General features: G+C 45.1%; 16 protein-coding genes and 1 other RNA gene. 8 read left to right on the top strand and 9 right to left on the bottom strand.

Going from position 1 to position 21,398, the window contains the following annotated elements; translation table 11 throughout:
- Positions 1-32: 32 nt before the first annotated feature.
- From L3C95_RS11895 to rplU, 4 genes are all read right to left on the bottom strand, one after another.
- Positions 33-1,706, bottom strand: coding sequence for a DNA polymerase/3'-5' exonuclease PolX (locus L3C95_RS11895; RefSeq protein WP_236387308.1), 1,674 nt, complete (start codon positions 1,704-1,706; stop codon positions 33-35).
- A gap of 468 nt (positions 1,707-2,174) precedes the next feature.
- The gene (locus L3C95_RS11890; protein ID WP_236387306.1) at positions 2,175-2,597 is read right to left on the bottom strand and encodes a histone H1-like repetitive region-containing protein; all 423 of its coding nucleotides are present in this window, start codon (positions 2,595-2,597) and stop codon (positions 2,175-2,177) included.
- Between the two features lie 74 nt (positions 2,598-2,671).
- Positions 2,672-2,944, bottom strand: coding sequence for a 50S ribosomal protein L27 (gene rpmA, locus L3C95_RS11885; protein ID WP_110055132.1), 273 nt, complete (start codon positions 2,942-2,944; stop codon positions 2,672-2,674).
- Between the two features lie 36 nt (positions 2,945-2,980).
- A complete protein-coding gene (rplU, locus tag L3C95_RS11880; protein ID WP_089832519.1) occupies positions 2,981-3,283 on the bottom strand; it encodes a 50S ribosomal protein L21 in 303 nt (100 codons plus the stop codon).
- Between the two features lie 312 nt (positions 3,284-3,595).
- Between rplU and L3C95_RS11875 the strand changes: the two genes are divergently transcribed.
- The 4 genes from L3C95_RS11875 (at position 3,596) to ssrA (ending at position 8,497) form a co-directional block, all read left to right on the top strand.
- Positions 3,596-5,089: a GH3 auxin-responsive promoter family protein gene (locus L3C95_RS11875; protein WP_236387305.1), complete on the top strand. Its 1,494-nt coding sequence runs from the start codon at positions 3,596-3,598 to the stop codon at positions 5,087-5,089.
- Between the two features lie 102 nt (positions 5,090-5,191).
- Positions 5,192-6,358, top strand: a complete 1,167-nt coding sequence (locus L3C95_RS11870) for a 1-deoxy-D-xylulose-5-phosphate reductoisomerase (protein WP_236387302.1) — start codon at positions 5,192-5,194, stop codon at positions 6,356-6,358.
- Between the two features lie 95 nt (positions 6,359-6,453).
- Positions 6,454-7,788 carry an RIP metalloprotease RseP gene (gene rseP, locus L3C95_RS11865; RefSeq protein ID WP_236387300.1) on the top strand — a complete coding sequence of 445 codons (1,335 nt, stop codon included), beginning with the start codon at positions 6,454-6,456 and terminating at the stop codon, positions 7,786-7,788.
- Between the two features lie 332 nt (positions 7,789-8,120).
- Positions 8,121-8,497: a transfer-messenger RNA gene (gene ssrA, locus L3C95_RS11860) on the top strand.
- A gap of 283 nt (positions 8,498-8,780) precedes the next feature.
- Here the strand turns inward: ssrA and L3C95_RS11855 are convergent.
- Entirely contained in the window at positions 8,781-9,641 is an 861-nt protein-coding gene (locus tag L3C95_RS11855; protein ID WP_236387297.1) for an SDR family NAD(P)-dependent oxidoreductase, read from the bottom strand.
- 70 nt (positions 9,642-9,711) lie between these two features.
- Between L3C95_RS11855 and L3C95_RS11850 the strand changes: the two genes are divergently transcribed.
- The 4 genes from L3C95_RS11850 to L3C95_RS11835 all read left to right on the top strand — a co-directional run bounded on the left by L3C95_RS11850 (position 9,712) and on the right by L3C95_RS11835 (position 15,657).
- A complete protein-coding gene (locus L3C95_RS11850; protein WP_236387294.1) occupies positions 9,712-10,062 on the top strand; it encodes a winged helix-turn-helix transcriptional regulator in 351 nt (116 codons plus the stop codon).
- 98 nt (positions 10,063-10,160) lie between these two features.
- On the top strand, positions 10,161-10,301 hold the full coding sequence (locus tag L3C95_RS11845) for a hypothetical protein (RefSeq protein ID WP_236387292.1): 141 nt from the start codon (positions 10,161-10,163) through the stop codon (positions 10,299-10,301).
- 262 nt (positions 10,302-10,563) lie between these two features.
- Positions 10,564-13,662, top strand: a complete 3,099-nt coding sequence (locus L3C95_RS11840) for a glycosyl hydrolase (protein ID WP_236387291.1) — start codon at positions 10,564-10,566, stop codon at positions 13,660-13,662.
- 345 nt (positions 13,663-14,007) lie between these two features.
- Positions 14,008-15,657, top strand: coding sequence for a RagB/SusD family nutrient uptake outer membrane protein (locus L3C95_RS11835; protein WP_236387289.1), 1,650 nt, complete (start codon positions 14,008-14,010; stop codon positions 15,655-15,657).
- A 525-nt stretch (positions 15,658-16,182) separates the two neighbouring features.
- Here L3C95_RS11835 and L3C95_RS11830 read toward each other — a convergent pair.
- The 4 genes from L3C95_RS11830 to ubiG all read right to left on the bottom strand — a co-directional run bounded on the left by L3C95_RS11830 (position 16,183) and on the right by ubiG (position 21,007).
- Entirely contained in the window at positions 16,183-18,405 is a 2,223-nt protein-coding gene (locus L3C95_RS11830; RefSeq protein WP_236387287.1) for a DNA/RNA helicase domain-containing protein, read from the bottom strand.
- Positions 18,402-18,722 carry a nucleotide pyrophosphohydrolase gene (locus L3C95_RS11825; protein ID WP_236387286.1) on the bottom strand — a complete coding sequence of 107 codons (321 nt, stop codon included), beginning with the start codon at positions 18,720-18,722 and terminating at the stop codon, positions 18,402-18,404. Before L3C95_RS11825 ends, L3C95_RS11830 begins: the two co-directional genes overlap by 4 nt.
- A 379-nt stretch (positions 18,723-19,101) precedes the next feature.
- Positions 19,102-20,067 (bottom strand): tetratricopeptide repeat protein, encoded by a 966-nt coding sequence (locus tag L3C95_RS11820; RefSeq protein WP_236387283.1) that lies wholly within the window; start codon positions 20,065-20,067, stop codon positions 19,102-19,104.
- 139 nt (positions 20,068-20,206) lie between these two features.
- Positions 20,207-21,007, bottom strand: coding sequence for a bifunctional 2-polyprenyl-6-hydroxyphenol methylase/3-demethylubiquinol 3-O-methyltransferase UbiG (gene ubiG / locus L3C95_RS11815; RefSeq protein ID WP_236387282.1), 801 nt, complete (start codon positions 21,005-21,007; stop codon positions 20,207-20,209).
- Between the last annotated feature and the right edge of the window lie 391 nt (positions 21,008-21,398).

The following is a 21,398-nucleotide window of genomic DNA, read 5'->3' as shown; positions in this document are numbered from 1 at the left end:
TATGCTGTTTACGTTGGCAACTCTTACTATCGTTATTTTTTCTTCCGGCTGATGAAAGCCTCCAGTTCTGCGGCGCTGAAGCTACTCAGGTTATGAGCAGCTGTTAATCTGCCTTTACGTGCGGCCAATGTGCCGTAGTAAATATCATGGAATCCGTCTGTGCTGTGTGCATCCGGGTCGATAGACAGCAATACGTTTTTATCCATGGCGTAGGGGATCCATTCCCAGTCGATATCCAGCCTGCGTGGATGCGCATTGATCTCAATAACGACGTTGTTGGCAGCGCAGGCATCAATAATTTGCTGATGGTTTACCGGGTAACCGTTGCGGCTCAGAAGTAGTCGCCCGGTCATATGTCCAAGAATAGTGGTATATGGATTTTCTATGGCTTTTAACAAGCGCGCCATTGCTTTCTCTTCATTCATCTTCAGATTGGAGTGAACGGATGCAATAACCAGGTCAAATGTGGCCAGTATCTCATCCGGATAATCCAGGCTGCCGTCATTCAGAATATCGGCTTCGATACTCTTGAATATGCGGAAGGGCGCCAGTTGTTTATTCAGTTCGTCGATCTCTGCGTGTTGTGCCTGTATCCTTTCAATACTGAGACCATTGGCATAAAATGCAGAGCGGGAGTGATCGCTGATAACGAGGTATTCAAAGCCCTGTTCTTTTGCTTTCACGGCCATTTGCTGCAGGGTATGTTCGCCATCGCTCCAGGTACTGTGACTGTGGATAATGCCTTTAATATCCTTGTGTGTGATCAGTGCCGGCAGTTGCTTTTTAATTGCCAGGTCAATAGTTGCTGCACTATAGCGCAGACAGGGCTCAATGTAATCCATACCGGCGAGGCTGAAGATATCAGCTTCAGTGGCATTTTGAGGCGCACTGTTCACATCGTATATGGCATTAAAGTATTCCCGGAAAGGAACGGATGCAGTGGTGGTGAACAGTGTTTTACCAAAATTTTCAGCACCGGCGGGATATATCCTGACTTTGATATGTTGTTCGTGTTGCCACAACAGCGCATCTTCCGTAGCCGTCAGCTGCGTCAGTGATGAAAGCTGTCCCAGTTTTTCCTGCAGGGCAGGAGCGGGGAGGGCAGCCACCAGTTCTATTTCATCAATAATATTTTCGGTACGGCGGAACTGGCCTGTGAGTGAGACGGCGGCAGGCGCCAGTATTTGTTGCAGTTCTTTTTCCAGCGACAGTGCAAGTGCTTCTGCCTGGGCATAGAGGTAGCGGCCCTGGTTACTGAAGTAGAATTCTATGCTTTGTTTTACAGCGTCCTGTGTTTTCTGACCGAATCCTTTCAGGAGGGTCAGGCGGTTTTCGTTACAGGCATACAGCAGTTCTCCGAGGGTTTCCACTTCGAGTTCCTTCCAGATGGTAGCGATCTTTTTAGGCCCCAGTCCCTTTATTTTCAGCATTTCGAGGATGCCGGGAGGTGTTTTAAGCAGGTATGATTCGAGGGCGGAAAACTTTCCCGTCGTCAGCATTTCCTGGATAGCTTTGCCAATGGAATCGCCGATGCCTTTTATTTTAGAGATCTCTTCCGGCGGCGTGACCTGTAATTGCACAGGGAGTTTTTCCACGGTAAAGGCTGCGCTGGAAAAGGACTTAGCTTTAAAGCTGTTATCCCCCTGGATATCCATTAGTTTGGAAATCAGGGAGAAGTTATCGGCGATGGCGTAGTTATCGAGCATAAATTGGATTGAAATGCGAATTTAATGGATCAAGTTGAAAACCGGGGAGGGAAAGGAGATCAAATTGAAAACCAGGGGGAGGGCCACGCAGATCAGCGCTATTAGGAGCTGCCGTGTTTTTAGCGCAGGGTTTTAACCCCGGGAACGCATAACACAATCATTCGCGACAATAGGCTCCGTTAGGAGCCGCGGTGTTTGTAGCCCGGGGTTTCAACCCCGGGGCAAATGACAATATCGCAACTCCGGGGTGACATAACGCAATCATCCGCGACAATAGGCTCCGTTAGGAGCCGCGGTGTTTGTAGCCCGGGGTTTTAACCCCGGGTGGGTGCAATCCGCGGTTAGAACCCCGGGTGGATGCAACCCGATGTTAAACCGCCGGGTTGCATCCACCCGGATTGGTACAAAATAAAAAAAGATCCTGGTGGTGACCAGGACCTTTTATTTTCACAGTTTGTAAAGTCGATCTTACAACTCTGGAGCGATTGGCGCTGTCGGAGTTGGAGGAGTTGTAGATGCTGGTTTGGAAGATTTTTTCCTTGCAGCAGCTTTCTTTTTAGGAGCAGCTTTCTTAGCAGCGGCCTTTTTAGGAGCAGCTTTCTTAGCAGCAGCCTTTTTAGGAGCGGCTTTCTTAGCAGCAGCTTTCTTTTTAGGAGCAGCTTTCTTAGCAGCAGCCTTTTTAGGAGCAGCTTTCTTAGCAGCAGCCTTTTTAGGAGCAGCTTTCTTAGCAGCAGCTTTTTTAGGAGCAGCTTTCTTAGCAGCAGCTTTCTTCTTAGGAGCAGCTTTCTTAGCAGCGGCTTTTTTAGGAGCAGCTTTCTTAGCAGCAGCTTTTTTCTTAGGAGCAGCCTTTTTAGCAGCAGCTTTTTTAGCCGCTTTCTTAATTGTTGCCATTGTTTTTTGAATTTTGGGTTAGTAATTAAAATTGGGTATTAAAAAAAAACTTTATGGCAAACACTGTTCCAGACTTACGCCTGGGCAGTGGTGTCAAGTGATCTTACGGAAACGATGGTTCTGTTTTCACGTCCTTTTCTGAATTCCACAACACCATCAGCTACAGCGAAAATGGTAAAATCTCTACCAATTCCTACATTCTGTCCAGGATGATAAACGGTACCGCGCTGGCGAATGATTACATTCCCAGATACGGCTGCCTGACCACCAAATATTTTTACTCCAAGCCTTTTGCTCTGAGAATCACGGCCGTTCTTAACGGAACCTTCACCTTTTTTATGTGCCATTTCTTATGTAACGTTTTAAACTTTATCTAATAAAAATTAAGCAATCTCGTTGATCCGGATCTTCGTAAAGTGTGTACGGTGACCAACTTTCTTTCTGAAACCTTTTCTGCGTTTCATTTTGAAAGCAATTACCTTATCACCCTGAACGTGGCTCAGGATCTCTGCTTTAACCACTGATTTTACATCAGTACCAACGGTCAGCTGGCCGCCATTATCTATTAACAACACTTCAGAGAACTGCACTTTATCTCCAATATTTCCCTGCAACTGTTGTACAAAGATTTCCTGGTCTTTTTGTACTTTGAATTGCTGACCTGCGATTTTTACAACTGCAAACATAGTTATCCAAAAATAATTTCCTGCAAAAGTAGGATTTGTTTTCTAATTGACAAACTTTTCTCAGCTTTTTGCTATCAGACCGTTTACAGGACTGATTCCACTGAGAATTACAATTTATATTTTCAAAGATACATACTTTATTTTAATATAGTTGATTGTAATCGCTATATATACTACTGTTTTCGCTGATAATAGCGGCCACAGAGCGGTTTCCCGGACACGCACAATTACCTGCGAACCCTTGCAATATGGGCTTTTATAACAATTTTTATTTTATACATTTGTCCTTTCACTTATCCTAAAATAAAAGGCATGAAGCTTAAATCACTGCTTGCCAAACCATTTGCTTCCATCGTAGCTAACAAGATCAGGAAGGAAATGCAACGGGCGGTAGAAGACCAGGAGGCTATTCTGGAGGAGTTGATAAAAACAGGAAGGAAGACCGAGTTTGGAAAAGATCACCAATTTGATAATATCAATAACTACAATGATTTCAAACAGGCAGTACCTGTCAGGGATTATGAACAGTTCAAGCCCTATATCAATAAAATAAAGGACGGGAAACAGAACGTACTGTGGAAAGGACAGCCTATTTACCTGGCTAAGACTTCCGGCACAACGAGTGGCGTCAAATACATTCCTATTACAAAAGATTCCGTTTCCAATCATATAGATACCGCCCGTAATGCCTTGCTGATGTACATGGCCGAAACCGGCAAAACCGAGTTCGCCAGCGGAAAACTCATTTTCCTGTCCGGTTCTCCCGTACTGGAAAGGGTGGGAGGCATCCCTTACGGTCGTCTGAGCGGTATCGTAAACCATCACGTGCCCCGCTATCTGCGCACCAATCAGCTGCCTTCATACGAAACCAATTGCATCGAAGACTGGGAAACAAAGCTGGATAAGATAGTTGATGAAACCATCGATCAGGATATGACACTGATCAGCGGTATTCCACCATGGATGCAGATGTACTTCGACAGGCTGATTGAAAGAAGCGGAAAGCCGGTGGGAGAGTTGTTTAAGAACCTGGATGTACTTGTATACGGTGGTGTGAACTTCGAACCTTACCGTGCAAAACTGATGGCTTCCGTTGGTCGCCCAATCAATACAGTTGAGACTTTTCCGGCATCTGAAGGTTTCTTTGCTTTCCAGGATACCCAGGAACATAAAGGACTTTTGCTGAATACCAACTCGGGTATCTTCTATGAATTTATTCCTGCAAACGAAATCTTTAATCCGAATCCTACCCGTTTATCCCTCAGGGATGTACAGGTGGGGGTCAACTATGCACTGGTGGTAAGCACCAATGCTGGTTTGTGGGCATACAATATTGGTGATACGGTGAAGTTCGTATCCACTAATCCTTATCGTTTACTCGTCACAGGCCGTATCAAACACTTTATTTCCGCATTCGGCGAGCATGTGATCGGCGAGGAAGTAGAGTATAGTCTGATGAGGGCTGCAAAGGAGGAAAACCTGCGCATCACCGAGTTCACTGTAGCTCCTATGGTGGCGCCACAGGGGGAACTGCCCTATCATGAATGGTTTGTGGAATTTGAAAATCCTCCTGCCGACCTGGCTGCTTTTGCTAAAAAAGTGGACGGATATATGCAGGAAAAGAACATTTATTATAACGACCTGTTGACCGGAAATATCCTGCAACCCCTGAAGATCAGACCGGTGCGCAAGCAGGGATTTATCGATTATATGAAGTCAGTAGGTAAACTTGGTGGACAGAATAAGGTACCCCGTTTAAGCAATGACCGATCATTGGCAGATGAACTGAGCAAGTTCCTCCAGTGAGCACTTTTTTATTAGGAATTAGTAGTCAGGAACAAGGAGAAAGTACTCCTTCTGCTTAAATCCTACGTTCCTAATTCTCTTATTTCCCTTATTATTGCATCAATGAGCAAGAAGAACATAGCCATATTTGGCTCCACAGGATCTATTGGCATCCAGGCATTGGAGGTGATTGAAGCACATCCTGACAAGTTCAGTGTGGAAGTATTGACCGGCGGACAGAACGCCGGACTTTTAATTGAACAGGCATTGAAATTCCGTCCGAATGCTGTTGTGATAGCCGATGAAACACAGTATGACAAGGTTAAGGAAGTATTATTCGATAAAGGAATTAAGGTATTCGCTGGCGCCAAAGCAATGGTGGAAGTGGCTGCCTGGAGTAATATAGATATGATGCTGGCCGCTATAATGGGGTTTGCCGGTCTGGCGCCCACCCTGGCGGCTATCGAACAGGGCACACCCATCGCCCTGGCTAACAAGGAAACCCTGGTAGTAGCCGGCGATATCGTAATGGCAGCTGCCAACAGGAGGAATGTGCCGGTAATCCCGGTAGATTCTGAGCATTCCGCTATTTTCCAGTGTCTGCTCGGTGAGTCGCTCAGTAAAGTTGACAAGGTGATCCTGACCGCTTCCGGCGGACCTTTCCTGGGTAAGAAGCCAAACTTCCTTATCAACGTGAAGAAAGACCATGCACTCCAGCATCCTAACTGGAGAATGGGCGCGAAGATCACGATTGACTGTGCCACCCTGATGAATAAAGGTCTGGAGATGATCGAGGCCCGCTGGTTATTCAACCTGCCGCCCGATAAGATCGAAGTGGTGATACATCCACAGTCCATCATCCATTCCATGGTAGAATTTGTGGACGGGTCGCTGAAAGCACAGCTGGGCGTACCTGACATGAAATTACCTATACAGCTGGCTTTAGGTTTCCCGGACAGATTAGCCAACGATTTTCCGAAGTTCTCTTTCAAGAACAATCCTACGCTGACATTCGAACAACCGGATACCAAGACTTTCCGCAACCTGGCCATTGCCATTGAGGCGATGCACAAAGGAGGAAATGCTGCCTGTGTAATGAATGCTGCCAACGAAGAAGTAGTACATGCCTTCCTGAAGAACAGGATTGGTTTCCTGCAAATGACCGAGGTGATTGAAGAGATCATGGCGAAGGTGCCGTTCATTGAAAAACCGACCCTGCACGACTACTATGAAAGCGATCAGGCTGCCAGAGAATACGCGAATTCTATGATCAATGCGATTGTAATTTAATATTACATTAACGCTGTACTGCAGTTGAACCGCCTATATTTGCCGGACTATCCCATAGATTATTAACATTATATATTTACGTCAGATTCATCTACATGACCACACAAGAAATATTGGTAAAGGCCGGGCAGTTAATACTGTCACTCTCAATACTGGTAGTATTACATGAGCTTGGGCACTTTATCCCTGCCAAGCTTTTTAAAGCAAGGGTTGAAAAATTCTATCTGTTCTTTGATCCCTGGTTTTCCCTGTTTAAAAAGAAGAAAGGAGATACAGAATATGGTATAGGCTGGTTACCCTTAGGCGGATATGTGAAAATATCGGGTATGGTGGATGAGAGCATGGACCGCGAGCAGATGGCCAAACCGCCTCAGCCCTGGGAATTTCGTTCCAAACCAGCCTGGCAGCGTCTGATCATTATGATAGGAGGTGTGACCGTTAACCTGGTCCTGGGTTTCCTGATATACGCTATGATGCTGTGGCACTGGGGCGAAAGCTACCTGCCAACCAAGAACCTGACTTATGGTATCGCTGTAGACTCCCTGGCACAAAGCATTGGTCTACGTGACGGTGATATGGTGCTGTCTGTTAATCACGAGCCTGTAGAAAACTTTAAAGCTATTCCTGCCGAGATCATCCTCCGCGAAGCTACCAGCATCCAGGTGTCACGCGCCGGCCAACCGATGGATATCAAGATCCCTGCAGGTTTTATCCGTGAAATGATCAAAAGGAAGGGAACCCTGATGGAGGTTCGTGTGCCATTCACTGTTGATAGCGTATTACCGAAATCAGCCGCTGAAAAGGCCGGTATCCGCAAAGGGGATAAGACTTTGACTGTTAATGGTCAGCCTGGTTATTACTTCCATGAGTTCAAAAAGTCCTTACAGGCTTATAAGAATAAAACTGTTCCGGTGCAGGTATTACGCGAGGGAGACACCATTCAGTTGTTCGCCCATGTACCGGAGACTGGTATGTTGGGTATGGCTCCTGCCAATCCTGAGAAGGATTTCAAACTGGCTACCCGCGAGTATACCTTCTTTGAAGCAATCCCTGCAGGTTTTTCCAAATGTATCAATACGCTGGTGAAATACGTGCAACAGCTCCGCCTGATCTTTGTATCGAAAGAAGTAAAGGCAAACGAGTCACTGGGTGGTTTTATCAGTATTGGCAACCTGTTCCCTGCTCATTGGGACTGGATCGCCTTCTGGGAAATGACGGCTTTGCTGTCCATCATCCTCGCTTTCATGAACATCCTGCCAATTCCGGCCCTGGACGGTGGTCACGTACTGTTCCTGCTGTATGAGATCGTTACCGGCCGTAAGCCAAGTGAGAAGTTCCTGGAATATGCGCAGATTGTGGGTATGATTATCCTGTTTGGTTTGCTGATTTATGCAAACGGATTGGATATTTGGAGGAGTTTGTTTAAGTAGCTGATAATCATGGATTATATGAAAAAGAGGCCTTTCGGGGCCTCTTTTTTTATGTGGTGAATTTGCTTCACGGCGTTATTGACAAAGGTTGTTAGTTAAGCGCATTTTGATTGTTGCAGGTCGAACCTAAAGGCATTTATACGTCTGGTATAAAGCGCACTTTAGTTTCCTTCAAGTCCACCTATAAGGCATGTATACGCCATGTATAAGGCATGTATAAAGCGTATTTGCTACAAACCGGATACAAAGATCGGTCAATTCTCCCGCATTACTCCTTACTGTGATGGAAATTCGTTAGAATGTCGTACCTTTGTAAGCTGCGAAAGCAAACTGGGGTCGCCTGGTTTTGACAGCATAGATCTTTGAGAGTGTAAGCATGTCGTGCGTTGTATAATTAGCACGTAAATCTGAATATACAACCTTTAAATGGCGAATCTAACTACGCCATGGCTGCCTAATCAGCGATTAGCGCACCCATTTTGGCCGCCGCAAGTTCCCGTCTGCTAGAACTGCCGCCGCCTAAATCAAAACCTTAGCGGAATAGGTACTCATGGTTTCCGTGAGTGGGTACCGAAACAACAACGGATAAGGACCAGGCTGGTTAGTTGCGCCCCTGGCACGGTTCCGACACAATAATGCGCAAATAAACATGTAGAAAGCTTTCGGCGAATATGTTTGGACGCGGGTTCGATTCCCGCCGACTCCACACACCTGGATTTCGAAATTCGAATAACCGGAAAAAATTGAAAAGGCAACTTGTAAAAAGTTGCCTTTTTTTATGCCCATAACTGGTAGATCCAATGGGTGGGTATGCCGTGCCGTCTTCCCTCCGGGCTCAAACGTCACCGTCGCTACTACGCCCCGTCTTGTTTCGTTGGCGTCAAACAACGGAACTATGCGCACTGCACCAATGAACCTGTCTGCAGGCCCTTGCAATAGTACCCCTCATAAAAATTGATTTAAATGTTCTCATTGAGAACACTATACCATGACTACCGGTCTAAACCGGTTTGCTCCAGACAATAGTTCCAAATGAGTTGTTCGCGCTCCGCCGTGAAATATCTTGTGCTTTTCTTAGCCGGTTTCCTGTCTACAAAATAATCGCCTGACTTGCCACGCACATTTTCCGCAGTCGCCAGGTATACTATGGTATCTGCACCCGACTCAGGACTTCTGAAGAATGAACGAGCCAACTTGCTGACAAAATTCAGTACCGGGCCGAGATCACTGCCAACACCGAAACCGGTCGCTACCGCACCCGGATGAAGCGTATACGCCCTCACATTGGTAATACCATCCCGCTGCAGCTGCCCTGCCAGGTGCTGGGTATTCCAAATCAGGAATAACTTCGCATTGCCGTATGCCCGTAGTGGATTATACTGTTTTTCCAGCTGTATATCGCCAAAATCCGGCTTTGCATTTAACTGGTGAGAGTTAGACGCCACATTGATAATGCGGGCATCAGCACTCTTTATCAGCAAATCGATCAACAAGTGAGTGATCAGGAACGGGGCCAGGACATTGACTGCAAATGTCTTTTCAAAATTCTCCCGGGTGGCCTCCCGACTTTTACCCATCAGACCGCCCGCGTTGTTGATCAGTATATCAATCCTCGAAAACTGCTCACGTATACCCGCACACATCGTGTGGATGTCCGCCAGGTTATAAAGGTCGGCCGTTACCGCACTGACTTGATCGTTCCCGCTCTCGTCAATGATCTCTTTCTTTATCATTTCCGTTTTTCCAGAATTTCTTCCATGGATGATTATCTGATAGCCCTGCTGCGCCAGCGCCAGTGCTGCCGCCTTGCCAATGCCACTGGTAGCACCTGTGATCAATACCGTTTTTGCCATTCTTACTTTTTTGACAAAGCTACCAGCATAATGGTATACTTTTGATGCCAGTTACCTAAAGGATACCAAAATGGCGAAAAAGGAATTAAGCATCGAGCAGAAGATTAAGTATGTACAAGACACATTGTTCGTGATCAGTGGCAAATGGAAATTGCCCATCATGATGGCTATCAACAGCGGCAATAACCGCTTTCGCGATATCCAGCGCGCCGTACCTAATATCACCACCCGCGTACTTTCAAAAGAACTCAAGGACCTGGAAGAAAACAGGTTAGTAGTGCGCACTGTGTATGACTCCCTCCCTGTTACAGTGAGCTATACGGTCACACCGTATTGCAAGAGCTTAAAACCAATGGTAGATGAAATGATCAAATGGGGCGAAAACCATCGTGCAGAGTTGAAGAAGACAAAGCCAACGTAATAAAACATCTCCCAACACAGTATCCGTCCAGCACGCAGGTGTCGATTTTGTTGCTCATTTAAATTCTTTGCTTTTAGTACTTTGTAAAAGCAGGGATCATGAGTTTCAGTAACGGCCTCGTAGCCTCTTTCCGCGCAGCCTATTATCAATTAACTAACAAGCCGGTGGAAATAGCGCCCGCCAGGCGAACAGCAGTAAAGCACCCGTCTATTTCCCTGGCATGTTACAAGCGCTGGTGACGAGCGGGATAGTACGCAACAGCGCTATGCTTTTTCTACTTACAGGCATTATACCGCCAGTATGGTACTTTGGAGCAGGTACTAAGGTGATGGCAGTATGTCGGTAAATTTCACCTAATTTACGGATGTAATCCCATAGCCCAGGAAACGTTTTATGAAAAATACCCGCTTGCTCTTCGCCATCTTTAGGCGCTGTAAGGTTTTTGTTTTATGCAGCTCCTTATTATGTGTACAGGCTACGGCTCAACAGGTGCCGGCACTTATGGAGGGTTTTCTGCATCCACCGCAATCGGCCAGGCCTATGGTGTTCTGGCATTGGATGAGTGGCAATATTACCAAAACCGGCATCCGGAAGGATCTGTTGGACATGAAACGTTGTGGCATAAGTGGCGTGATGCTCTTCAATGTGGACCAGGACGTGCCACCAGGGGCTGTACGTTATGGTAGTGATGCATGGTATGAGCACGTGTTGTATGCCATGCGTTTGTGTGATAGTCTGGGTCTAACGTTTATCAATACCAACTGCCCGGGATGGTCGACCAGCGGCGGTCCCTGGATCAAGCCAGCACAGTCGATGAAAGTGCTCACCTGGAGCGAGCATGAAGTGAAAGGAGGTTCGCTCCAGCGGATGGTGCTGCCGATGCCACCGACCAAATTGAATTACTACCGGGAGATTGCCGTGATGGCAGTTCCCTCCGATAAAGACCGGGAGCTGCCCTTAAGAGAGCTTGCGACGATCACTTACTCAGTCCCCAGCGTGACGATGCCTACCAACCGGTTGATGGACGGAGATGATCAAACAGGTGTGTCGATACCCATTAGTCATGCAAAGGAATATATTGAATTGTCATTCCGCCAACCCCTTACTGCGAGTTTGCTCAACGTGCGACTGGGCACCGGCGCCTGGATCTATACTTTTGCAGGCCGCATCACCTATTCCACGGATGGCAAACATTACCAGCCTTTGCGCGATTTCAACTACTATGGTCACATCTTTCAAACGAGTATTACCATTCCATTCGACACCGTAAGGGCACTGAGTTTCCGCATTTATTGTAAAAGTGCTTACCGCAACATCCCACTGGCTACAGATATCCGTGAAATAGGCTTGTCTACCTGTCTGCGCCTTGAAAACAAGGAATCCCTGATCGGCAGGAATTGGTCTAACGTCGACCGTCGTCCAGGTAGCCGCGTAGATAATGGGCAAACAGCTGCTATAGACCTTTCGGCGTTAACAAACGCCCGGGGAGAACTGGAATGGAACGTACCTAAAGGCAACTGGACCATACTGCGAATGGGGTATACCAGCTCGGGCACTACCAATCATCCTGCTCCTCCCGAAGCAACGGGCCTCGAAGTGGATAAACTGGATGCGGCTGCAGTAGCCTTTCATTTTCAGGAGGCGCATAAGAAGATGTTGTCAATGACGCAGGCCAACAGTATTGCGTCCTGGAAAGGTATTATCCTGGACAGTTATGAAGCCGGATTGCAAAATTGGTCGCACGATTTTTTGCGTGCATTTGAGCAGCAACATGGCTATGATCTGAAAAGATACTTGCCAGTGCTAACCGGCAGGATCATGGGCTCTTATGATGCATCAGCCGCTGTGCTTTGGGATTATCGCAAAACGATCAGCACACTGTTTGCCAAAAACTTCTATGGAACCACGCAGAAGCTTGCCCACAATCATGGTATGAAATTGTATGTAGAGCCTTACGCAGGCTTTTTCGATACCTGGCGCAACGCAGCCTACGCAGATATGCTGATGGGAGAGTTCTGGATGTATTTTGGTACCAACAATATCAAGCTGATCTCCTCAGCAGCGCATGCCTATGGTAAAACATTTGTAGGGGCTGAGGCCTTTACCGCCGTACCACAATATGGTGCTTACCAGGATATGCCATCGTACCTGAAAGCGCGCGGCGATCTTGCCTTTACAGATGGCCTTAACCTGCATGTGCTGCATTCTTATGTACACCAACCACAGGATGTACCGCCCGGATACACACTAGGACGCTTTGGTTCGCATTTCGGAAGGCTGAATACCTGGTGGCGTCACGCACCGGCATGGATCGATTATTTATCAAGAGTGCAACACCTGTTACAGCAGGGTAGCTTTGTGGGCGATGTTTGTGTGATACGCAATGACGAACTCGACTACCTGGCTGGTGAAGATCCCACCGATTCCATTAGAGCAGCATTGAAGGGATACGATTTCGATTTCTGTTCTCAGGAAGAGGTACTGCAAATGAGGGTGCAAAACGGCCGCCTTTACCTGCCGCAGGGCCAGGATTACCGGGTACTGGTCTTGCCGCCAAATCGCATGCTGCAATGGCCAGTGCTGAAGCACTTGCAACAGTTGATACAGCAGGGAGCCATCGTAGTTGGATTACCGCCGGTTAGCCCTTCAGGATTGACAAGCGCCGGTCAGCTGGCCGCGTATGAAAAGATCCGATCGGCTGTATGGAACAATAAAACAGAAGCGACGTATGGAAGAGGCAAAGTATATACCGCTGGCAAATTACAAGATATCCTCCGGGACAATAATATTCTTCCAGACGTCGAAACAACAGGAGGGGACTCGCTCCGGTTCATTCACCGGCGAACCCGCGATGCCGATATTTATTTTATATCCAACCAGGCAAACCGGGAGCTGCGTGAAGTAGTGAAGCTTCGCACGGCAAGGGGCCGTCCGCAGCTATGGCACCCTGTGCAAGGAAAGATACACGATATTGATAACTATACGATCGCAGACAGTAGTACCAGTTTCCTGCTTTCACTAGCGCCTTATGGTTCCACCTGTGTAGTATTTACAGAGGGGAAAGGCAATTCCGGAGCCGTCAGTACAGTGCAGGCCTTAAACGTTCCGGCACCTGTTTATTCAATGTCCCTGGGAAGGTCCTGGGAGCTACAATTCCTTGATGGCATGGGAGCGCCAGCCAGCATGCAAATGGACAGTCTGCGTCTGTGGAATACCTTCGCTGAGCCAGCCATTAAATACTATTCGGGTACTGTGGCATATTCTCAAACGTTTCATCTGCCCGATAGCTTGGCTCCTTACCGGAGTTGTGAATTGCAGCTGGAACAACTTTATGATCTTGCCGCTGTAAGAATAAATGGGAGAGAGGTGGGCGTCATATGGACAAAACCATATACAATCGACATCACTTCCTGGTTGCACCAGGGTAGCAATAGTATCGAGTTACAAGTCACTAACCGGTGGATTAACCGTCTCATTGGTGATGAGCAGGATAGTACGCAGCAGCGATATACTTTTTCTACGTATAAACATTATACCGCCAGGGACTCAGTAATGCCGTCGGGATTGGCTGGAAAGGTGTTGTTGGGGTTTTATAGGTAGCGGAAGTGATCGAAGTATGTTGCGGCGTTTATGCCCGACAAACCCCGTTAAGGATAACAGTGGTTACACTGTCACCCTGTCCGACCCGGCAACACCAGGTCTGATCCGGATCCTCCAGACCGCTATCTCCTGGCCGTATTGTTCCGTATTCTTCCGTATTCACAGGTCATGACCGGTAGCATTACAGTTTTATATATTTTAACTTTTTTATATAAAAGACAAAGTTCTCCAGTCCTTTTTTATCTTTGCACCGCAGAAATCAACAAGAACCTATACCTATATAGTTATTAAGAGGGCAACATTAAAAGCCTGACAAGCAATAATCCAATTACAATTCCTTTACCCATGAAAAAAGCATTACTCCCTATCCTGCTGTGCAGTTTTTTTGCATGTAAAAAAGAGCAGCCCGACCCCGTAAGTCCTCCGCCAATGGAAGATAAGACTACTAAAATTACCGTATGGGATGCTACACAATGGAGTGAAAGCAACCCTAAAGGTATTCCCATAGAAGGAGCGACTGTAGAACTGTATGCAACGCAACAGGACTATCTTATTAAAAAGCCTGCGCTCACCGCTACGACTGATAAAAACGGTATTGCCTCATTTAAAGACGCAAAGGAAGGAGAATATTTCATCGTAGCCTTTAAAGATCAAAAGACCAATACCTGGGCTGACGATCTCGGTCATACGAAGGTATCAGATACGCTGTTCCAAAGTTTTGGATCCATTAATGATCCGCAGCAGCCTATACAAAGGAATGCAGCCCCCGGCGATTTTATGTTTAGGGATCTGAATGGCGATGCCCAAATAGATAACAATGATGTTTCAGCTGCACCTTTCTTTAAGGTTATCATCAACAATGAGGCCCCTGTTGCAGCTAGTGCCATTATTGGTTACCCTGTAAACCATGAAGGCGCGCCAATCAATACCATGGAAGAAGTAAAAGCTGCTTTTGCTATACTGGCGCAGCAAATAGGTACTACCCACCAGGGATTTGTTATGCTGGATGGTGTGCTCAGCGATGAATCAGATGGTAATATCATCGGAGTGGAAAGTAATCTGGCTGCCGACTGGCAAAAAATTGACCAGTTTCAGATCGGTAGTTCAAACGCAGTTATAAGGCGTCTTTGGAACGAACATTACTCAAGCATTTTTAAAATAAATCAGCTGATGGCTGATATTTCGAGGATCGCACCCGGAGAGACCGAAATTCGCTCACAGTTACATGCATTCCGTGCTTTGACATACCTCGACTTGTTCAGGTATTTCGGCGATTTGCCTCTTGTTGAGGAATCATTTATGCCGTACGACGCCAGCCGCAGTTCGGCGGGAACAATAGAGGCTTATATTTACGCCGACGTGATGAATTCTTTTAACAATATGCCGGTGACTGCGCCAACAGCAACTCCCTGGTATGCGACCAGGGCCGCTGTAAATATGATTCTGGCAAAGCTATACATTGAAACATTTTATATAGACGGTGTTATGCATGTCACGGACACCGGTTGGAACACGTACGAAAAGCTCCGGCTTTCAGATCTTTCACAAGTGTTTGTATCGCCTGCTGGTACTGAAATTATTTGGGCTATCTCTCCAGGTTTGACAAGCCCATTCAAGGAGTATTTCGTTAAAGCAGGACAGACTGTCAACTTCTTTCCCGTTACGAGATTGACTGAATTATATCTGTTACGTGCGCTCGCATACGTACTCTGGCACAGTTGGGGAGCTGTAGGAGAAGAGCTTAATATCGTTGCAAACAGATCAGGTAAGACAGTAGGTGTTATCAGCAATCAGGACGATGCCTTACGGGAACTGGAAAAACTATACTCCGGGGAATTTTATCGCGAGGGTTTCCGTTACAGATTCCTGCACCTGACAGGACAGGCGGCCACAGTACTCGCTGATAAGGGGTATATTTCATATCATAGACACATGCCGATCCCCGATTCGGTATTAATGAAGCATCCGATTATGACACAGAATGTAGGTTACTAAGTATCCTGAGCGAAGCGTTAAGAAGATAACAGTTTTATCAACTGATATGGAACGTAATGCGTTCCATATCAGTCGATAAAAAATGCTCCAATATCGTATCTTTCACATTTTTTTTTAAACCGGACTTGAATTTCTGGCCTATTACGATAATGATAGTATCGAGCTATTAGTCACCAACCGGTGGATCAACCGTCTCATTGGTGATGAGCAGGACAATACGCTGCAACGATATACCTTTTCTACTTATAAACATTACAGTGACATGGATTCGGTAGTCCCATCGGGATTGGGTGGAAAGGTGTTGTTGGGGTTTTATAGGTAGCGGTAGCGTGGAGGCGGTTTGTCGTTCACACGCGACAAACCCATTAAGGATAATCTTGATTATTGTAGTACAAAACATTCTAAAAAGGGAACTTGTTCCTCATTCAGTTGTCAAGGAATACTTGACGACTAAAGGAGGAACATTACAATTCCGATTTTATTTTATGTAACACAGCTTTCATGAATTTCCTTTGTTAGGGTATACTACAGCAGAGATACAAATACGCCGATAATCTTCAAGCCTTCAGCAGCAGAATGAGAAAGTTCTATAGCTGTAAAGCTGTCGTCATCAGACAACGGCTGTAATGTAATAGATTGATGTTGCCAGCCGTCTGCATCTACTTTTTTTAGACTGTGGTATTCTTTAACTGTATAGCCGGCACCGAAATCCGCGTCCTGGATATCATAATGCGCTACCAATACAATAAGCCCTTCCCGGCTGCCGCCCTGATATTTTTGAAAGAGGCATAACGAGCCATTTGGAATGCGCCTGTTCATTGACTCACCAACTACCCGGCATACAAAATAGTCTCTGCCAGCATGTTTGTAATTATCCGGTATGACAACCCATCCTGCTATATCAGATTGTTGCGTATCACTGAAATCACCAGCTGCCACCGATATGTCATAGTAAGGTGCGTAATTTCCTTCGGGAGCCTTGACGCTGTTAATAATTACTTTTTCCATTACTGGTGATGGCATTAGCGTCTGCGATGTATACGTAGGTATATAGCGTTTGAAATAATTCCGCAAATGCAGATCGCAGGTATAAACAAAAACACCTTTGATTCCGCGGTAGAGCATGTTCTGGTAGATATTAAGAATATATCCTTTCAATTTAGAAATGTCTTTGATACCTGCCTTGGTTTTTTTATCGTAGAAATGCTCCTTGTGAATCTCAATCTCATTGGTCGTAGGATTATAGCTGATCTCCTTACCGAATATTACACCTACGTAGTTGAGGTCATATCCCTGTGTCGTATGAATACATCCTATTTCCCGGGCAGCATTTTCAGAATGTATCCACTGATTGTACTCTTGATTCCATTGGAATGTGATACCTTCAATTTCGATATCCATTGCAGTCGGTTCCTTCTTCGACTTCCATTCCCACGAATAGCCTGCGGTCATACGCGCCAGTCCATGCTCGTTCTCTTTTTGGGCGATCGCCTCAGAGAAGTCAGCGATGCTATCAAACAAAACAAAGTCGTAGTCCTCCTGTTTAAACTGGGGGGCATTCTTTGGTAAACGAAGGTGTAATAACTGTTCTATATAAGTGATATAGTCATTGCCACCTTTAACACGTAATTGCGAATGTAATTGTAGTTGTCTGGAAGTTTGTTGAACATGAAGAAACCGGTCTTCTCCTACATCCGAAGGCTTTACGGATTGCTTGCGGTCATAAAAGAATATTTGTTTTTGACTGCTTCTTAAAACCCAGTCGAGCTCAGTCCCTTCATGTCCGAGCCCCAGGATGCGGTTATTTTCGTCGAACGATCGGAAATTGGTGATATTCTGGCGTTGACGCAGCCGGTGGGCTTCATCTACGATCAGGATATCGTAGTTGTTCCCAACAACTTCGGAAGGACCTACTACCATGTTTGCATGAAGTCCCCTCATGCTGCTGAATACAGCTTTAAGCGTATTACGAAAAGGGGTCATGGGAACTACCAGTGCTACTTTAGGCGACGGATATTTCTCCTTTAACTGCCTGATAAGCTTTCTGTCTGGCGAAGTGGCGTCTTCACCGTCTTCTGCTTTCATGTCCAAATCATATAGTTCCTCAAAAGGAGTCACCAGCAATTTTATCAGGAAGATGGCCAGCACTGTTTTGCCCGTGCCGGCACCGCCTTTTACAAAAGCTCTGGTATCCGGGCTGTTCAACATATCAACCAGTTCGAGGACTGATTGATATTGATCTGGTGTAAGCGCCTTATAAGGTGAGAATTTGAAAAGATTTGAATTGTCGATATCTTTTAGATCCTGAATAGCAATCTTTTCATCCTTGAGCTGTTGCCAGATGTCTGTAAATAATGTATGGTAGTGCTGCTTCTCGTAGTAGTTATGAAATGTCAGGCCCAGATTCCCGTTCAATAAGTGATATTTTTCAGAAGAATCATCACCATTCAAATAACGAATAAGAGAGGACTCAATATCCAGGGTTGCCGATTTATGGAAGTGAGGACTGGTAATGAGATGAAGCCAGTCCATTTGCCCCTTTTTATGGTGTGCCAGATGTGTTTGTAGCCGATCAATAGCGCTGGTTGATTCGCCTACATACGCTTGCTTTTGTGAAGGGCTGCTCAAAATATAAACTATCGGCCACAGATCTTTAAGCCAAACATCCTGGGCAAGTAGATTTATTGTATCTCGGGTAAAAGGATAGCGACGAATAAAAAAACTTTTGCTTTCCTGGGGGGTATTCATAGCTCGGTGTACTTTTTGGCATTTCCTTTGGCTTTGTCTGCAGGATATTTTTCTGCATTCTTACGTATTTTTTCCAATACGATTTCCTCCACATCAAAGTTGTATTTCTCTGCCAATAGAAGGGCAAAAGAAAATACATCTGCCAGTTCTTCTTTTACTTTATTTCTGTCTGCATCCTCGGCATCTTTCCAAAGGAAGGTTTCCAGTAGCTCACTCGCTTCAATACTCAGTGCCAATGCAAGGTCCTTGGCATTATGAAACTGTGTCCAATCCCGCTCATCCCGGAATGCTTTAAGGGCGTTAATTAGATTCTCCACGTAAGCAACATTTTAACTATTCAAATATAGTATTTAATATTCCCAATATCCATCTTGTCTATATATATTCAATTTGAATAAAGTATAGCGCCAAAAGCGATGTTGGCTGGTTTATCTTACTGTGGGCGATTATCGGTTTTAATTCATGAGTATTTAAGCCGGGCTCACATTTCTTACAATTTCGGAATCTGATTCCGAAATTGTAAAGATTTGAGGTTTTTTAGTCTTAATATATTGTATATCAAAAAGATAGGTAATGTAAGGCTGTATGCTTTATTGTACGAATCCTTTCAATATTCTCTAAAATTCACAAACTTTAACACCTCAAAGTCTCTAATTTCAATACAAATGGGAGTTATGAGAGCGTCATCCGCCTCGCCTACTTTAAACTCCGATAAAACCTCGACTCCCTAAACTCCTTTAAAAAATACTCCTTCGTTATCCGCTCGCCATTTTCAAGATGCGGTCTCGGTATCGTCACCGCTACATCAAACAAGTTCATTGTCGCAGTTCCTGAATAATACTCCAACGTATCAACAGCGCCAGAATATCCGCTATATGAATAGGATGGAACAGAATCAAATTTACATTGCATAGATTTTTCTGCCTGTTGTAACTTTTCCTTTATTTCTCCTTCAGAATAAAGCGCTTTAATTGTTCTGACAATAATCTTATCATCTCTGGTTAGGCATGCAGGAAGCAGCAACTTCATTACCTTGTCATACTTCTTTTGTCCTTCATAAATGCAGGCATATAGAAAATCATACTCATCTTGCTGTCTGCGATACCCAGTGCCACAACTGTATGAAACTTCATATTTTTTAGTGGCCATTTCTAAAAATGAAAATGCTTTATCGAATTGCCGTTGCTCGATGTAAATCTTAGTTAGGTAAAGCGCTGCATGGCTTTTGTAATTCGACGAATAGCTACCATAGCCATAAATATTTGAAGTAGTATTATCAGGAATATCTGATGAATGATATGAAGAGGCTAAATAGTACTTTTCTTTTGAGTTGATAATAGTCAAAAACATTTTTTTCGCTTCTTCAAGTTTGTTGAGGTCCCAAAGCGAGCATGCAAGTGAATAGTATTTTTCATAGTTATTGGAATCCGGCCGCCGATTGCTTAGATAGCCGTATATTTTTACGTTCCCCTCGTCATTTTCGTCTGGCCTGTGATGCAAGTAATCAGAAGTTATCTGATACCTTTTAATAGTAAAACTTGTCACAACGGGACGTGTGTATTTAAGAACCGTATCCTGGCAATAAGATTTGAGCACGGCTGTCAGCAGAAAGATAAATAGTAAATGCAGGGATTTATTCATCGGATTGTCAATATTCGGCATGTTCGCCGTTCATAGTAAACGCGAAGATATTCTTTTTGTAAGATTAATTTTCTTACTATCAGGTTATTTATCTGGCCGCAAAGATCAAACTATCAACAAGCCATAAACGGAGCCATGGAAGGCGCTGATCAAAGTCCCCCTACCTCTTCACTGCATACCCCGCATACAAAATATTCATATCATTACTCTCCACCAACCTGAAATTCTTCCCCAGGTCTTCGTACGTCCATTCCCCTTTAACTCTCTTCCTCAGATAACTTAACATCTTCGGAATAGAAACATTCGGTTGTGAGCCTTTATGTTCAACCCATTTAAGGCCGTTTTCGGACAAAAGCTGTTTGATCTCTTCGGGTTTAATAAACATCTTCCATACATGCAGGTTAGGAGGCATAAATGCCCAGCGTTTCCATTCCTGCCATATCTTGATGGCCACGAGTTTGCTTATGAAGGTACGATTAAGCGTATCATAGAAGAAAATACCGCCTGGTTTAAGCACCCGTGAGATCTCCGATATTACTTTGGGGAGGTCTCTTACATGTTCCAGAACATCACAACAAAAAACGCAATCAAATGAGTGGTCAGGATAAGGCAATTGTTCGCCTGTGCCTTTTTCATACTTTATATTCAGTCCGCTTGCGGCAGCATGGTTGCGGGCTGTTTCGAGGGAGTTGTCAGAGGGATCAATACCCGTGGTAGTGAATCCCATTTTGCAGATCTCTTCTGTCAGTATACCGCCGCCGCAACCTACTTCAAGTGCGGTTTTGCCCTTAGGTTCGTAGTTCAGCTTTTTAATGATGGTACTTGAATAGCCCACCCGCCATGGATTAACGGAGGTCTTTAAAAGGTGTAAGATGGAGTCCGGGTTCCACCAGATATCTCCTTCTGCATTGTAAAGGTTATTGTCAATCTTGCTGTAGACGTTTTGGTTACTTTTTTGCATACTGATTGATTGTTTTGGGGTATGTACAATTAAGCATCAGTTGTTCGTTGTCGCTGGTCATTCAACGGTATATTCATCGCATTCTTCGCGTAAGTGTTTCGTATCTTTGGTTTACCATCCGGGGTGTCCTGCTTACTGAATTTACCCCCTTTTTAGAAAAGAATGAAATTCACGGTGAGATGAGTATCTTTCTAAATCTCCTGTAGAAGACTTAACCCCTGATGTTCGATCGATAAGCCTGACCCATTTAATCCCCCTGCCCTAAAATTTTCCCCAACTTAAGTCCAACTCATGTCCTATTCATGTTCGGTTCAATCCCTGTTCTTTTAGTTCACTTTAGGCTGATTATAAGGACATTATATTAGCACTATAGGGATATATAGAAGCACTT

The organism is Chitinophaga filiformis (assembly GCF_021646545.1).
Classification (GTDB): domain Bacteria; phylum Bacteroidota; class Bacteroidia; order Chitinophagales; family Chitinophagaceae; genus Chitinophaga; species Chitinophaga filiformis_A.
Note: the sequence above shows the minus strand (reverse complement) of the source record. Positions and strands in the feature narration are given on the sequence as shown.